Genomic DNA, 15,926 nt, shown 5'->3' on the forward strand with positions numbered 1-15,926 from the left:
GTCTAGTTATGCGACGTGTGTATGTAATCAGTGTTTACCTGTCGTTGATGACGTCATACTATGGTTTGGTTAATAAAACATCAAGAACTGCCGGAGGAATATTGCATGAACGTGTCTATAGAAGAGTTTACTCATTTTGATTTTCAGCTTGTTCCCGATCCATCGCCGCTTGATCTTGTGATTACTGAATCTCTCGAAAATCACACTAAAGTTAATGGTGCTAAATCTGGTGCTTTGCTTCCATTACCGTTTCAGACCGGAATCGGGAAAACTTACACGGCACTAAATTTCTTACTCCAGCAGATGTTAGAGCAAGTACGAAGCGAGCTGAAAGAAGAAAATACCGGCAACAAATCCAAACGCTTGCTGTATTACGTTACTGATTCAGTAGATAATGTGGTAAGCGCGAAAGCAGACTTGTTGAAGTTAATTGAAAAGCAGACAGTTAGAGGTGAACCTCGCTTCACTCTAGAACAGCAAGAGTACCTGAAAGCGCAAATAGTCCACTTACCTAACCAGTCAGAGCAGTTATTGCAATGTTCTGATGCTGTCATAAATGAAGTGTTAACTGGGTTTGACTTGAACGCTGAGCGCGATGCTAAAGCAGAGTGGAGCGCTATCTCGGGCCTAAGGCATCATGCGAGCAAGCCAGAAGTTAAAGTTTCTTTAAGTAGGCAAGCAGGTTACTTCTACCGTAATTTAGTTGCCCGGTTGCAAAAGAAACAAAAAGGGGCCGATAAAATCTCGCTGAATGGCTCGTTACTGACCTCTGTTGAAGCACTCCTGCCGGGAGAAAAAATCCGCAATGGAAGCGCTCATGTTGTTTTCTTAACGACGAGTAAATTTCTGAAAGGTTTCCACAATACTCGCTCGCGCTATAGTCCATTGCGCGATTTAAGTGGTGCGGTGCTTATCATTGATGAAATTGACAAGCAGAATCAAGTCATCCTTTCCGAACTGTGTAAGCAACAAGCGCAGGACTTAATTTGGGCTATAAGAACTCTGAGAGCAAACTTTCGAGATCACCAACTTGAGAGTTCGCCTCGCTACGACAAGATTGAAGACCTGTTTGAACCACTACGTGAGCGACTCGAAGAGTTTGGCACCAAGTGGAACCTAGCGTTTGCGTTTAATACGGAAGGACCAAACTTGAATGAACGACCTGTTCGGTTGTTTTCAGATAGAAGCTTCACGCATGTAAGCAGTGCCACTCATAAGCTGTCATTAAAATCAGATCTATTGAGACAGAAGAATCTCATATTTAGTGAAGAGAAAGTGGAAGGTTCTCTCATTGAAAAAAATGGGCTTTTAACCCGCTTTGTCAATGAAGCGGATGTTATATACCAGTGGTTTCTTGGCACAATGCGTAAAGCCGTGTTTCAGTACTGGGAGAACGTTCGCAGTCTTGAAATTGAAGGGCGTGAAAATAGAAGCCTAGAAGGAACGTTCCAAGAAGCTGTTCAATCTCTGCTCACCCACTTTAACTTGCAAGAATTTGAGTCTGCTGTGTACGAGTCATTTGATACTAGGGGGCTGAGGCAATCGGCTGGTGGGCAAGCGAGCAAGTTAAGTTCTAGCAAGAGCTACCATCATACCGGAATGAAACTTGTGGAAGTCGCTCATAATCAGGGGACTCGCGATACCGTAAATTGTAAAGCATCTTTCTTAAATCTGTCACCATCGGGCGTATTGGCGGATATGGTTGATGCCGGAGCTTTCATTCTCGGTATAAGTGCAACAGCGAGAGCAGACACCGTAATACATAACTTTGATTTTAAATACTTGAATCAGCGTTTGGGTAAAAAGCTTCTATCTTTGTCTAGAGAGCAAAAGCAGCGGGTAAATGATTATTATCATAGTAAGCGCAATTATAAAGATAACGGTGTGGTTTTAACGGTCAAATACCTTAATAGTCGAGATGTGTTTCTTGATACTTTGCTAGAAGAATACAAGCCAGAAGCTCGTTCAAGCCACTTTATTCTAAATCACCATCTCGGTATTGATGAGTCACAGCAGGCATTTGTTCGGAGCTGGCTGTCTAAGCTCTTAGCGAGTATTAAAGCATTTATCTCAGTTCCTGATAATCGTTATATGCTGTCACTGTTAAACCGGAGTCTTGATACAACACGTCAGGATATTAATGATTTCATCCAGTTCTGTTGTGATAAATGGGCGAAAGAATTTAGTGTTCCAACCAAGACATTTTTGGGCGTGAACGCTGATTGGATGAGGTTAGTTGGCTACGATGAAATTTCCAATCACCTAAACACAGAAGCAGGGAAAGTCGTTGTATTCAGTACATATGCTTCAATGGGTGCTGGTAAAAACCCTGATTATGCAGTCAATTTAGCGTTGGAAGGTGGAAGCCTAATATCCGTTGCCGATGTCAGTTATAGCCCACAGCAGCGAAGCGATATAGACAGTATTTATCTTGAAAAACCTACTCAGCTACTCCTGTCAGATGATTACTCGCATACTGCTAACCAGCTTTGTCAGTTCCACCAAATCTTATCTTTGCAAGAGAACGGAGAGTTGTCGCCGAGAAGTGCTGAAAGCTGGTGTCGCCAGCAACTTATGGGCATGAGCAGAGAGCGCTCTCTACAGCAATATTACCAAACAAGTGACTACCAAAGCGCGGTAAGGAAATACATTGAGCAAGCGGTAGGAAGAGCCGGGAGAACATCTCTGAAACGAAAACAAATTCTCTTGTTTGCTGATTCCGGTTTGAAGGAAATTCTGGCGGAAGAGAGTAGAGAGCCAAGCTTGTTTTCGCACGAATATGTTGCTTTGGTTGATAAAGCGCAATCAGCGAACAAGGCGAAAGTTGAGGATCGAGGTATTCGTCGTTTGTTTAATCTTGCTCAACGAAACAACAAAGACGGTATGCAGTCAATCAAGGCCCTAGTTCGTCGTCTACATAATCAACCTGCATCTGATAATGATATTCAAGAGTGGCAAGACATTAGAGTTCAGTTACTTCGCCATCCTACGATTGCCTCTCAACCTGCCCGATTCAATCGATTGTACTTACAGTCTATGACCAAAGGGTATTACCGTTACCAGGGTAACTTAGATGGTGATCCTAATGCCTTCGAGTTTTTTGATAGAGTGCCTACTGGCGAGATAGTTTCAGAGCAAGCGTGCAGCCTCGCTACGTTAGTTCAGAACCAATATGTGAGGCCGTGGTTTGAACACAAAGGTTTTGCCTGTTCGTGGCAAAAAGAAGCGTATGTGATGACGCCAGTTATGTTTACCAACATCTATAAGGGAGCATTGGGCGAGCAAGCGGTAGAGGCGGTGCTAACAGCATTCGATTTTAGCTTTGAAGAAGTTCCACATTCTATTTACGAGCGATTTGACAATAGAGTCAAATTTGCCGGGGTTGAGCAACCGATCTGGCTAGACAGCAAATACTGGAAGCATGAAGGCAATGAAAGCAGCGAAGGCTACAGTTCGAAAATTTCATTAGTAGAAGAAGAGTTTGGACCTTCGAAGTTTATTTACGTGAATGCGTTGGGGGATGCCTCAAAGCCGATTAGATATTTGAACTCGTGTTTCGTAGAAACCTCACCACAGTTAGCTAAAGTTATTGAAATTCCGGCACTAATTGATGATAGCAATGCCGACACTAACCTAACCGCAGTACAGGAGTTGATAAAATGGTTACACAACAGCTAGAACCTTCCTCACACGGTCCTTTATCAACCTTAGTGGAACAAATATCCATTGACACTGATTGGGTTGATAGAAACTTCGCAATTTACTGTGTCAGTTATAAAGGAATAGACTTCTTGGAACGACCTAAGCGTTTAGTAACATTAGCGTCTGAAATCTATAAATCAGGAAGTGTTTATTGCTTAGTCAAAGGTGCCAATAAAGAAGCGTGTTATTGGGTGCTGTTACCCAAGGACGAAAAATTAGAACTCAAAGATACCTCTTTGGCAATTAAACCCAGTAGCGCTGCTGAGCTTCCAACCTGGAAGCTGGCTCGTTTACTGTTCAAAGCGATTCCAAAAGTATTGAGTGATACGGCGCCAGGGATAAAACGCTTTGAAAGTGAAGGTTTATATTATCTAGTCAAAAGCAAAAAGTTACCGAAAGATCACTCAGGCTATGAATTAACGACCGTGGAAATCGATTTAGCGCCATGTGCAGCCCTTGGATTTAAACAAACACTGTCAATGAGTGCCAAAACGTTTTCCCCTTTGTCTTGGTTTACGTTAGAGAACGGAGAGATACAGAAAAAGGCAAAGTTTGCTACACGTTATCAACTTGATGATGTGGGGATGTTGGTAAGCAAATCCATAAAGGGCGACTACATCAAGAAGCCGCTTTACTCTAATGCGAAGAATCGAATTCAGGCGATTGATATAACCAAAGAATCTTATAGCGGTTTTCAACTGTCTAAGGTCGGTATTCTTGAACAGTTCATGCAAGATCTTAAGCAAGCTTATGGCGATTCAGTATCCGTGAAGTTGCAGCGGATTCCCGGAGAAAAGCACAAATTTGTTTCAGATACGATTGTTAGAAATCACTATGTCGGGCTGTTTGATGCGTTGAAAGAACATCGTTTGGTGATCTGTGATTTAACTGAAGATAAAGACACTGATGCAGCATTGGTATTGCTTCATGGTATCGAGCATCTAGATATAAACGCAGAAGTTGCCGAAGCTCCTATTCGTGGTGCACTGAATATCCTAATTGTTGACAACAAAGACACCTACAAGTCAGCTGAAGAAGACCCGTATCAGGTTTATCGCAAAAAGTACCAAGACACAGTTTTTCAATCGTGTTACCCAGAGCGCTTATGGAACCGTAAAGGCCAGCCAAACCGACACGTGGTGGAAGTGCTGTTAAAAGAACTACTTATCAAGCTAGAAGTCCACACAAGAAAACACTTGATTGAATACCCAAGCGGGTCTGAAGAATGTGTTTATTACATGCCTCATAGACCGAAAGGCGAGTCTTTAGAGGTACGAGACGGGCCTTGGCCAGTGTATGCGTCCAAGTTAGTGGGTAATGAATGGCAATATACGCAAGCAACTCAAGAGGAGCTTGAGGATATTGAACTCGATTTGGGTAATGATAAATGGCAAGTATTTCAAGGGTATCAACGTTCCCCTTTTATTTATTGGCCGGACTCAGGTGACTATGCCATTTTCATTGATACCGGTATCCAAATGCTGCCGGAATTTGAAGCGGTTGCTGAGCGATTGCGTGAACTCAAAGAAGGGCGTTCACAAGATGTTCCGATTGCATTGTTGACTCAGTTCATTGAAGAAAACCCAGAGAGTAGAGTAATAAATAAACTGAGAGCGATATTGTCAGAATGGGATGATACGGCCCCTGTACCGTTTGATGAGTTTTCGACAATTGCATACAAAAGCAATGATGAAAAACAATTCTATGATTGGCTGCGCGAACAAGGATTCTTCTTAAAAACATCGATGAGAGGACAAAGTGAGGGATTCTTTAATGCATCTTTAGGTTTCTTCTATAACCGAGATCAGGGGATGTACTTTGCTGGTGGCAAAGGCAGCCCACAAAGCAAAATAGAAACTCTTAGCCATTTATACCTGATAAAACATTCGTTTGATGCACTACCTGAAGAGGTAGAAAACTTGTTTGACGTTTATCACTTAAGGCATCGTCTACCAACCGTAACACCTTATCCATTTAAGCATCTGCGCGAGTATATTGAGATGCAGCGTTTTAAATCTTGAAGATTAATATAGCGCCTGTCCCTTCAAGCTTTGACGACAACGGCAAGGTGCTTATCTCTGATTATCTTGAAGCTCCCGAGGTAATAGGACTGCGCGAAGACATGTCGTTTAACATCAGGCGCGAACATAAGCCATATCTAGCTCATCATAGAGGTGAGTTGTTTAAAGGAGGGTGATTAATAGAATCTAATTCTCGCATGGAAATAGTGGTAACCGCTGCCTCATCAAGATACTGACTATTTGGTTACTCTCTGATGAATTTATACGTGTATTAGAAAAGGGACGTCGCTTATTTTACATACTTGTTGCATACATAAGTTGTTCTTTGAATCATAGCTTGAGTCAATTTTTTGGTCTAAAATCGTCGCCTTTATATACAACCAAGTTATTAAGAAATGACAAGTACAATCGCTACTTTTATTGCATCTTACTCTGCGGATGCGATTTCTGATGCTTTTATATACTCAATTTTTATATTGCTCATCGGCTCCAGCATACTGGCCTTCTTAGGTCGTGCTCCTAGGTTTACTGCGAGTACGACCAACATCCTGACCTCTCTTGGTATCCTTGGTACTTTTGCGGGTATTGTTGTTGGCCTGATGGAGTTTAATCCGACCAATATTGATGGAAGTATTGAGTCGTTACTGGCAGGTTTAAAAACGGCATTTTTAACCAGTTTGGTTGGTATGGCAGCTTCGATCGCCTATAAGGCCATTTTGGGAATGGTCCCACAGAAAGATGAAGCAGCGCTAAAGAGCGTTGGCCCTGAAGAAATCTATTCAGTGATGTCGGCCCAGTTAAATGCATCCAATGAGCTTCTATCGGCGATAAAAGGTGATGAGGACTCTTCCCTAACCACACAGATTAAGAACCTTCGGACAGATATCAACGACGGCCAAAAGACACTCGTTCGTCATATGGAGCAAGCCGTAGAAACGAGCGAACAATTCCAAACCACACTATGGCAAAAAATGGATGAGTTTGGAGCCTTATTGTCTAAGTCTGCAACTGAGCAGGTTGTTAACGCCTTAAAAGAAGTGATAGTTGAGTTCAATGATAAGTTGACGGAGCAATTTGGCGAAAACTTTAAGCGATTAGATGAGTCAGTGAAAAAGCTAGTCGATTGGCAAGAAAACTACCGAGTTCAGCTAGAAGACATGGCGAACAAATATCAGCTTGGGGTGGAGGCAATCTCTTCAACGGAAAAATCGGTAGCGAGCATCAATGAGAGAGCCGAATCCATTCCAATAACAATGGAAAAACTGCACCAAGTTATGCAATTAGGTCATAGCCAAGTTTCGGAGTTAGAACACAGACTGGAGGCATTTAAAGACCTAAGAGATAAAGCTGTCGAGGCTATGCCTCAAATTAAGGAACAGCTGGATAGCACTATGTCTGTTATTGGTGATTCCGTCAAAGCGGCTTCAACCCATTACGACTCTATGTTGGTTGAATCACAAAAGATTATTGATAACTTCAGTACGACGGCAAACCAAAGTGTTGAATCAATGCGCACAAATCTTGAGGAAGGTGCAACCAAAGTTTCACATGAGCTTGAAAGTCGAGCGGTAGAAATTGGTGGTCGCTTAGCGGAAGCGTCTAACGATATTACAGACAACGTAACCAATGCCTCTGGTGCGCTACAAAATAGTGCAACTTATCTCACCGACAACGCTGAACAAATTAAGCAACAGTTGGAAGACTCTATGGTTGAGCTAAATAGTCAGCTGCGTGTTCTAGTCGCTGAGATAAAAGATGATGCAAAAGATACGGGGACAGTACTAAAAGACGCAAACCAAGCGCTTTTAAACAGCACGAAAGAGATTCAGCAAGAAACCACAACGGCAATTTCTAAGCTTCATGAGCGTTTAGAAACAACGCTAGAAGATGTCTTCCAAGTACAAGCCCAAGCCGTACGCAGAACCTTTGATAGTCTAGAAGACCAGATTACTGATTCTGTTGGTAAAACTGGTAGTGCTGTAGAGAAGCAAGTTGAAGTGCTTGATCTTCAAATGCAGCAAGAGATTAACCGCACCATGAGTGAAATGGGTGAAGCCTTAGCAACCATCACTCAACAGTTCACTCGTGATTACCAAAAGCTGGTTCGTGAAATGAATAACGTTGTTACAAGCAGCAAAATGGCAGTGTAGTCATGGATAAGGTTTTTGGAAGTACCAAAAAGCACAGCGATAGTGGTGAGCATTGGATGTCTGTATCAGACCTAATGGCAGGTCTGATGATGGTTTTTCTCTTCATTTCTGTTGCTCTAATGCGAGATGCCATGGTCGAGCGCGACAAAATTAAAGAAGTTGCTGAAACTTATCAACAAACCCAGCAAGCCATTTACGTTTCACTCCACGAAGAGTTTGAAAAAGACTTGATAAAGTGGGGAGCAGAGATAGATAGAGAGACACTGAGCGTAAACTTTACTGCGCCTGATGTACTGTTTGCAAATGGTCGAGCTGATCTCAATGAAAACTTCCAACTGATCTTGGATGATTTCATACCACGCTATCTGTCAGTGTTAGATAGCTATAAGCCAATTATCCAAGAGATAAAAATAGAAGGTCATACATCAAGCCGATGGAATCAAGATTCGACCGATTATGAAGCCTACTTTAACAATATGCGTCTATCTCAATCACGAACACGAGCAGTATTAGGTTACATCATGAGCTTGGAACCCGTTGTCGTAGAACATTACCACTGGGTTAAGCAGAACGTAGCGGCGGTTGGTTATTCCTCTTCAAAGCTGATTCTAGATAAGCTTGGGAATGAAGATGAACAGAAATCCCGACGTGTATCGTTCCGCGTTATAACAAATGCAGAAGAGCAAATTCGTAAGATCTTGGAAGAGGTTTAACTTGAAACTGAGTATTAGCTTCAAAAACCTAAATGCTGCCATTGAGTTGATGGAGCCGAAAAAGAAAGGCGAGTTTAATCTAGCGTTTGTCGAAACCAGTATTGAAAAGCTGGATTTAGAACTCGCCAAAGGTAAAGACGTTGAACTAAAAGATGTGGATATTGACTCCGGCCTCCTTAGTTATAAAGGGCGCAATGTCTCTTTATACATTAAAGACAATGGCACATCTGCCCGCTTCCATGTGGCTGATTGCCGCACCCTTCAGGGAATGAGGGCAAACGGGAGGTTCGAACGTTATGTGGTGACTAATGATACGTCGGGGGAATTTACGATAGCGACCGCTTATGGCGAACGCAGAGCGCCGTTGAAGGTGTGTCAGAACTGCTTAAAAATGTTGAACTATAAAGGCTGCAATACCACGACTAATATTCAATCTATTGTCAACACGTTTGATATGGGAGAGTTCTTCGCTACCTACAGCTCTTTCTTCCCCCACATGCCTTCTCGTCAGGCAGAGACTGCGGAAACAGGATACAGCGAGGACTGGACCAAAGTCTCTTCACATTATCGCGTTGATAAGAATTTCACTTGCGAACAATGTGATGTCAACCTTCGCTCACATCGTCATCTTCTTCATGTGCACCATGTAAGCGGAGTGAAGTCTGACAACCGCCCAAAGAACCTTAAAGCGTTATGTATAGATTGTCACAGCAAGCAGCCTATGCATTCCCACATGGCGGTAAGCCACAGGGAACGCCAAACCATTAACGACCTGCGTAAACAGCAATCTCTCTTGGACCAGCTAGGTGATTGGCAGGCGTTGTTTGATTTGTCTGACCCTGGTGTTCACGGTGTGCTGCATGCATGCCGCCAAGCCTACTTGAAACTTCCAGAAGTTAACTACTTTGTTCAAGATGATTTTGGAGACTTTGCTGCACGCCTAGAACTTGCGTGGCCAAGGCATAAATTTGGTGTCGCGATATCAATGAATGATATTGAAGATGCGAACAGTAATGGATGGCAGGTGGTCAGTATCAATGACTTTTTGGAAAATTATAAATCACAAGCTTACAACTTAAGGCACTAAGTAAATGCAGGTTAAGCTAGAAGAAATGTTGGAAAGGATAATCGCGATCAATCATGCCTGGAAGTTATCGAGAGAGGAGTTTGGTAATCAGTTTGCTGCGACTCAATCTCTCAGGCATACAAAGTCTTCATTGCAGGCAACGCTGCTGCGAGAGTTTCCTAATGAAACCTATCTTTTGAAAGCGACGGACAATGACTCGCAGGACGAAGAGATGTACAGCGTTCGTTTGAATAGGCCCATTGTTGTCAATGGGTGTGAAAGATATGACGCAGAACACCTTCCTGTGCGTATCGCCGAAGAAATTTTAACACAGCAAGAAATTACTCAATTGCTAAAAAATAGGTTCAACTAAATATGTACGACCACTTAGCTTTTATTTCTGGTGATTGGATAACGGATTCGATCATTACGATAACTTTTACTGTCTTTGTCTTCTTCTCAATAAGAGAGCTTTTAGCCACCCTTAATGCTAGGAACCTGTACAAGGCGATTGGGGAGATTAAACCAAAAGCTCAATCGAATGTAGTTAAGCCAGAACATTTGCAGCAGGAGCAATTGGTTTGGGTGACAGACCATCTCGTTTATGCACCCAGCCCCAATGGGTTAGTCGTTGAAAGCAATGGCGACTTGTGGTTAACCAAGTCTCCGATTTCACTGATGTTACCTTCAATCGATTCTTCACGTTATAAGCTGATTCCAGCCCTGCTGACCAGTATTGGTATTACGGGAACTTTCTTAGGCATTACTTTAGGTCTGAGCGAGTTTACCATGGCAGGGGATTCTAAAGCATTGTTAGCGTCAGCTGCTGAGCTGTTAGAAGGTATGAAAACCGCCTTTTATACTTCGCTAGCGGGTCTGGGCACCTCAGCGTTGTTTATGGTGTGGATGAAAATGTCATCCAGTTTTTTAGCCAAAGCACAGAAAAAACTGGTCAATACACTGTCAGCTCAATATTTTGAAGCCAGTGCGATTTACTATCTGAAAAACATGTCGAATGACAGTCAGCAAGAAGTGCTTGATGCCCAGCTCAGGTCGTCTCAGGCTATGGAGTCTGTAGGTGAAACGCTGGAAGCAACCAGTCGTTCACTTACCCAATTGGGTCTGTCATTCAATGGCGATGTTGTTGCGAAGCAGATATCGACAGCCTTAGCAGAGTCAATCGAAACCACGATGACGCCTATGCTCGGTGAAATTAAGCAAGAACTGTCGACCTTAAAAGAGATTAAAGAGCAATCACAGCAAGAACTGGTCGAGTTGTTGATTCGAGAAATGAAATCAGAATTGATTGAACCCGTCACGCAAGAGCTAAACAAAACCAGTGACGCAGTAACAAAGAGCAATGAGATTGCCGCCGAGCTGAACCACAACATTGAGCGAGTCGTTACAAGCACCTCGGAAACAGTAAATACAATTAATGAGTTCCAAAAAGAGACCATGACGAAGTTGCAAGACTTTGCTGAATCTCTAAAAGCAATACTGTACAGCTTCAAAAAGGACACGCAGGGTGCGATGACCTCTATCGCTTCTGAGGTTAACACTATGCTGAGCAATGCATCTAAGGGAATGGATTCACAGCGAATTGCTTTTGAACGAAGCGCTGAGAAAGCGGCTGGTGCGTTTGAAGGTATGAAAGACTCCCTAGAAGCAGCATTAGATGAGCGTCAAAGGGCAGAAAACGTTTTATTTGACAATGTGACCACTCGTATTAATGAATTGCTTTCTGAGATCTCCACTTCCTTTGAAAATCAAACTTCCGTCTTGACTCAAACGGGTGAAACGGCTTCCGAGCTGATGAATCAAGCGCAAAACGACTTTGAGTTATCAGTAAAAATACGTCGAGAAGAGGAATCGAAGTTATTTGGCGAAATGGAGGGCAGAATCACTGACTTGGTTCAGAACTCGCAAGCCATTTTCAAACAACAGGCTGAAGCCATCACACTTGTAGGCGACGAAGCGAGTCAGGTCATGCAGTCAGCAAAATCGGAGCTACAACAGGGCCTAGGTGATATCGATACTAAAGTGAAGTCGATGTCTGAAACGGTGCAGAGTGAACTTGAAGCGTTCCGCTTACAGTACCAAGATAAGCTGACGCGTTACTTCGAACAGCAGAACGACCTTCTTGAAGATAGCTTGAGCAAGCAGCGTAATGGCTTAAACGAGGTTGTCGATAACTTCCGGAGCGTTTTTGAAAGCGAATATCAAGCGAGACACAACTTACTCCAAGAGCTGACCGCGCAATATGAAAAATTAGAAGCATCTGCTGTCACTTTAGAGCGCGTAGCTAAGGCTATTGGGTTGAATGAAGCCGCGAAAATGGCAGAGCTCCAAGATACTGCTCACTCTATGAGTCGAGAAATCGCTTCGTTGAAGAAAGAGTATGCTCAGGCTTCTGCGACCTTTGCTGATGTCACTGAGAATTTACCCAAAGCCATGGATGACTACTTCTCTCGTGCCAATGAAAGTTTCGAAAGCTTTTTTAATGATTTCGATCAGTCTGCAAGTAAAATTCACAACAAACTGTCTCAAGCCGCAGGGTATTTGATTAACTCACAAGTACAGCGCCATCAGCGAGAAGAAGATGAGGTGAATGCATAATGCGTGGATTAGCGACAGGACCTCGGACTGCTGATGCTGAAGAGTCGGGTGTTTGGCTCTCTGTCGGAGACTTGATGTCGGTACTATTGATGATATTTGCACTCCTGCTGATAAGCGCACTAGTGCAAATATCAGAGGTGTATGAGGAGAGTCAGAATACTCGTGTTGTGATCATTAAAGGGATCAATGATGCGCTAAATGCGGCAGGAATTGAGGTCAAAGCCGATTCTGACACGGGTGATATTTCAATCACAGATTCCATTTTGTTTGATCTCAATGACCATAGGTTAAAACCATCAGGTAGAGCGTTTTTAAACACGTTTATTCCGATTTACGCCAAGGTGATTTTCCAATCTGAGGCAACCGCCGACGAAGTCAGCCGCATCGTTATTGAAGGTCATTCTAGTTCTGAAGGCTCATTTAATCGAAATATGGAATTGAGCGTTCTGCGTGCTAACAGTGTCATTGCCTTTGTCAGGTCGATGACGTTTGATAATCAGGAGCGTTTTTTTGACAAAGTCGTTATCTCCGGACGGGGTTCTATAGAAGCCGACCAGGAACAAGCGCGGGCTTCGGACAGAAAGGTAAAATTCCGCTTCCAGTTTAAGGATGACGAGTTCCTAGGCAATTTCTCGGAGGTTCAGCCAGTTGAAAAGTAGTCATTATTCCTTTTCGCAGCCGAAACTACCCGAAGACACTCGTTTAGAACGTCTCTCTTTTGATGAGTTTCTGGAGATGCAGATGGGCGAGTTTACTTTACCCAGTTTTCCTGCCAAGCGTTTACCGGAAATGGTTCGCCTAGTCAGAGAAGGGAAAAGCGACCAGATATCTATTTTTGAGTGGCTCGATGTGATTGAAGATCAAAAACAGTGGGATGCGCAAACAGAAGATGAAAATGTCGAGTCTTGTATCGCCGCTTGGTCGACGATTGGTACCAATCATGTCCTTGGTGATATTGTGATGTTTAAGGTGGCGTTATCCATAGACGGGCGACCCACTAGCATCGTCAATCATCTCACTCAAACCATGCACATTGCTCGGACGGCTAAGGGCCTTGCACCTTTGGAAGCTAGGAAAATTGACTGGCTGCTCGCGTTGCAGAAGCAAGACTTTCCGCAGCTGGTGCAGTATTGCTATGAACAGCATAGGTCGGTTCCTGAGTTTATCCGATACCTGCGTTTGCCACAGGCAAACCATTACGCTGAAAAAGTCAGCGCAAACCTGTTGACTTGTATCGACGAAGGGGACCTAAGTGAAACAAATGACACTTGGTTACATCGCAACTTCATTAACCTTAAAACGACTAAGCAGAGAGTAGCGTTCTGTGAATCTTTCATCACTAAATTTGCTCAGTTTAATTACGGTGAATTGTGTGAAGAATTGATCGTTTCTCAGTGTTTACCCAATCAAGATGAAAACTACTGGAATCAGCTAAGCATCACGGCTAAGCAAATTCTTAAGAAGAAGTTCAATCTATCGAATTACTTTGACTTACGTTCTATCTCGTCGGCTTTGTATTCGGAGCAAGCCGCAGAGGAACTAGGCTTCACAGAAAACCAAACGCGCCAAATTCGCAGTCGTTCAATGTTTTGGTCCAATTACAGTGCTCAATTTGAGCGAGTTCGTGTGTTATTGCCGAAAAACAGTTTCCACTTTGTGAAAGCGCGTAACAGAGGCCTTCCTCCATTTGTTGATGATATTGATGAAACTGGTTCACTAGATACCGAAGTTTATATTTTTGAACTGGGTAAGACGATTGCTGTAGAGTTTCTTCGAGGGGCACTAAGTGAAACCCGCTTTTTCAAGAATGATTCATGGTATTCAAAGCGGCTGTTTGACAGCAAGGCTCTGACCATTGCCGAGATTCGCACCATGTCTCAGCTAGATGTTCATGACCATTTGCCTTCGTGGCAATATTTTCTTGAGAAGTTGTTACGCACCAAGTTCGAGGTTACCCCGAACACAAACATTCCTTATTTCAGAGGGCTACCACCAGAGGTAAACCAGTATCAACAAGGGCATGGTTTAGTCGTTGAGCCCGATGAAAAAATGCTCATAGAGCGCAGAGAGAAGCTGGAGTCTTGGGTCGAAAGCTTTTGGGCGAGTGAACTGCAAACAGGCAAGTTTGGTGAGCTTGTTGGTTTAGAGAAGAAGAGTACGCTTTACTTATCAAAAGCGCTGATGGCTAAACAGCTTGGCAATCAGGACGACTACGAGTTATTTATCAGAAAAGCAGCAAACCAAGGGAACTCAGAGGCAATGTGGCAACTTGGTAAGGCGATGCTGCTCAGTAGCAAAAGTGACGCGAAAACACGTTCATATGGTGAGGAATGGGTAAGCAAAGCGGCCGCTAAAGGGCACAAAGAAGCGATGGAAACAGCAGATCGCTTTCGAATTGCATATTAACGCCATTTAATAGCAACTAAACGTGATCTGAAACGTGGTGTCTGGCGAAGCTAAGTTTTAAAATTTGCCAAACTTCGTTTCAGATTACAGTATGAAAAACGTTCTCTTATCGACAACGGGCGCTAGCCCGCAAGTACTCACCGAAACCTTATTTGCCCTTCATCAAAGCGGTCGACCATTTCCTGAAGAAGTGTACGTCATCACGACCCAAAGTAGCCTTGAGGCGTTGACCAATGGTCTGTTTCGTGATGGTCACTTGAAGGCTCTAAAAGATGAATACTCATTGCCAGATTTTAAGTTTGATCAAAGCCATATCTGGCTGATTGAAGATAAAAACGGCGAGTACATTGATGATGCTAAGTCGATAGAAGACCAGACTTCAATGGCGAATTTCATTACGCGTAAAGTTTATGAGCTTACGCAACAGGAAAATGTGAGTATTCATGCATCGCTGGCTGGTGGTCGTAAAACCATGGCCTTTTACTTTGGGTATGCGATGTCGATGTTTGGCCGTGAGCATGACACGCTCAGTCATGTATTTGTTGACGACCAATACGAGTTTGTACCTGATTTTTGGTATCCAACCAAAAAGCCGAAGTGGGTCGCTGGCAAACATGGTCAGGGGGAGGTAGATCTGAGCAAAGCCACGGTAACTCTGGCCGAAATTCCATTTGTTCGTATGAGAGCTTCAATAGAACCGGGCGTGTTTGCGTCGTTAGCGAACCTATCATTCAGCCAAACGGTTGGGATGCTTAATTCTGGTCACCAGCACAAGTTGAATGTCTCCATTGATTTGTCTGCGAAGTTAATCTCGACCTTAGGGGTTGATATAAAACTGACAGCGAAAGAAATGGCATTTTATGTTTGGCTTTATCACAAAGGTCAGAGTGGGCTTTTGGTTGACCGCTATTTTGAAGAGAACCAAGAGCATAGTATGAGTTTCTTGCACACCTACTGTGATGTCGCGACGGATCCGCGTATTTTTAATACCTTTAAAACGACGCCAGAAGATTTTAAAGCAGGTGATTATTCGTCGTTAATGGGAATGGAGCGGGAGTTCCTCCAGCCAATCTGTTCAAATATAAATCGTAAGCTTAAGAACCATCTACCATCTCAAACATCTGATAAATTGATGATTCGCTCAAAACCAGAAAATGGTGAACAGCGCTATTGGGTAGTCTTGGCGAATGAAGAATGCCAACTGCAATGGAATGATAAATAGAAAATGAAAAAACAGTCTTTAGACGGAGGT

General features: G+C 43.2%; 10 protein-coding genes. All 10 read left to right on the top strand.

Features of this window, described 5'->3' with window-relative positions; translation table 11 throughout:
• The first annotated feature begins 60 nt into the window (after positions 1–60).
• Positions 61–3,678 carry a hypothetical protein gene (locus KW548_07920; GenBank protein ID QXX07856.1) on the top strand — a complete coding sequence of 1,206 codons (3,618 nt, stop codon included), beginning with the start codon at positions 61–63 and terminating at the stop codon, positions 3,676–3,678.
• The gene (locus tag KW548_07925; GenBank protein ID QXX07857.1) at positions 3,660–5,723 is read left to right on the top strand and encodes a hypothetical protein; all 2,064 of its coding nucleotides are present in this window, start codon (positions 3,660–3,662) and stop codon (positions 5,721–5,723) included. Before KW548_07920 ends, KW548_07925 begins: the two co-directional genes overlap by 19 nt.
• Positions 5,724–6,118: 395 nt before the next feature.
• Positions 6,119–7,873: a hypothetical protein gene (locus tag KW548_07930; protein QXX07858.1), complete on the top strand. Its 1,755-nt coding sequence runs from the start codon at positions 6,119–6,121 to the stop codon at positions 7,871–7,873.
• Between the two features lie 2 nt (positions 7,874–7,875).
• Positions 7,876–8,586 carry an OmpA family protein gene (locus tag KW548_07935; GenBank protein QXX07859.1) on the top strand — a complete coding sequence of 237 codons (711 nt, stop codon included), beginning with the start codon at positions 7,876–7,878 and terminating at the stop codon, positions 8,584–8,586.
• Position 8,587: 1 nt separating this feature from the next.
• Positions 8,588–9,673, top strand: a complete 1,086-nt coding sequence (locus tag KW548_07940) for an HNH endonuclease (GenBank protein QXX07860.1) — start codon at positions 8,588–8,590, stop codon at positions 9,671–9,673.
• A 4-nt stretch (positions 9,674–9,677) separates the two neighbouring features.
• Entirely contained in the window at positions 9,678–10,025 is a 348-nt protein-coding gene (locus KW548_07945; GenBank protein ID QXX07861.1) for a hypothetical protein, read from the top strand.
• 2 nt (positions 10,026–10,027) lie between these two features.
• Entirely contained in the window at positions 10,028–12,268 is a 2,241-nt protein-coding gene (locus KW548_07950; GenBank protein QXX07862.1) for a hypothetical protein, read from the top strand.
• A complete protein-coding gene (locus KW548_07955; GenBank protein ID QXX07863.1) occupies positions 12,268–12,927 on the top strand; it encodes an OmpA family protein in 660 nt (219 codons plus the stop codon). Before KW548_07950 ends, KW548_07955 begins: the two co-directional genes overlap by 1 nt.
• Before the next feature lie 76 nt (positions 12,928–13,003).
• Positions 13,004–14,674 (top strand): hypothetical protein, encoded by a 1,671-nt coding sequence (locus KW548_07960; GenBank protein QXX08008.1) that lies wholly within the window; start codon positions 13,004–13,006, stop codon positions 14,672–14,674.
• Between the two features lie 91 nt (positions 14,675–14,765).
• Positions 14,766–15,896, top strand: a complete 1,131-nt coding sequence (locus KW548_07965; GenBank protein QXX07864.1) for a TIGR02584 family CRISPR-associated protein — start codon at positions 14,766–14,768, stop codon at positions 15,894–15,896.
• The last annotated feature ends 30 nt before the right edge of the window (positions 15,897–15,926 follow it).

The organism is Vibrio neptunius, from assembly GCA_019339365.1.
GTDB classification, from domain to species: domain Bacteria; phylum Pseudomonadota; class Gammaproteobacteria; order Enterobacterales; family Vibrionaceae; genus Vibrio; species Vibrio neptunius.

Excerpts from the sequence above, each read along its gene's own strand:
- KW548_07935 (QXX07859.1), top strand. The coding sequence starts at position 7,876 with ATGGATAAGGTTTTTGGAAGTACCAAAAAGCACAGCGATAGTGGTGAG.
- KW548_07945 (QXX07861.1), top strand. The coding sequence starts at position 9,678 with ATGCAGGTTAAGCTAGAAGAAATGTTGGAAAGGATAATCGCGATCAAT.
- KW548_07960 (QXX08008.1), top strand. The coding sequence starts at position 13,004 with ATGCAGATGGGCGAGTTTACTTTACCCAGTTTTCCTGCCAAGCGTTTA.
- KW548_07925 (QXX07857.1), top strand. The coding sequence starts at position 3,660 with ATGGTTACACAACAGCTAGAACCTTCCTCACACGGTCCTTTATCAACC.
- KW548_07950 (QXX07862.1), top strand. The coding sequence starts at position 10,028 with ATGTACGACCACTTAGCTTTTATTTCTGGTGATTGGATAACGGATTCG.
- KW548_07965 (QXX07864.1), top strand. The coding sequence starts at position 14,766 with ATGAAAAACGTTCTCTTATCGACAACGGGCGCTAGCCCGCAAGTACTC.
- KW548_07920 (QXX07856.1), top strand. The coding sequence starts at position 61 with ATGGTTTGGTTAATAAAACATCAAGAACTGCCGGAGGAATATTGCATG.
- KW548_07930 (QXX07858.1), top strand. The coding sequence starts at position 6,119 with ATGACAAGTACAATCGCTACTTTTATTGCATCTTACTCTGCGGATGCG.
- KW548_07955 (QXX07863.1), top strand. The coding sequence starts at position 12,268 with ATGCGTGGATTAGCGACAGGACCTCGGACTGCTGATGCTGAAGAGTCG.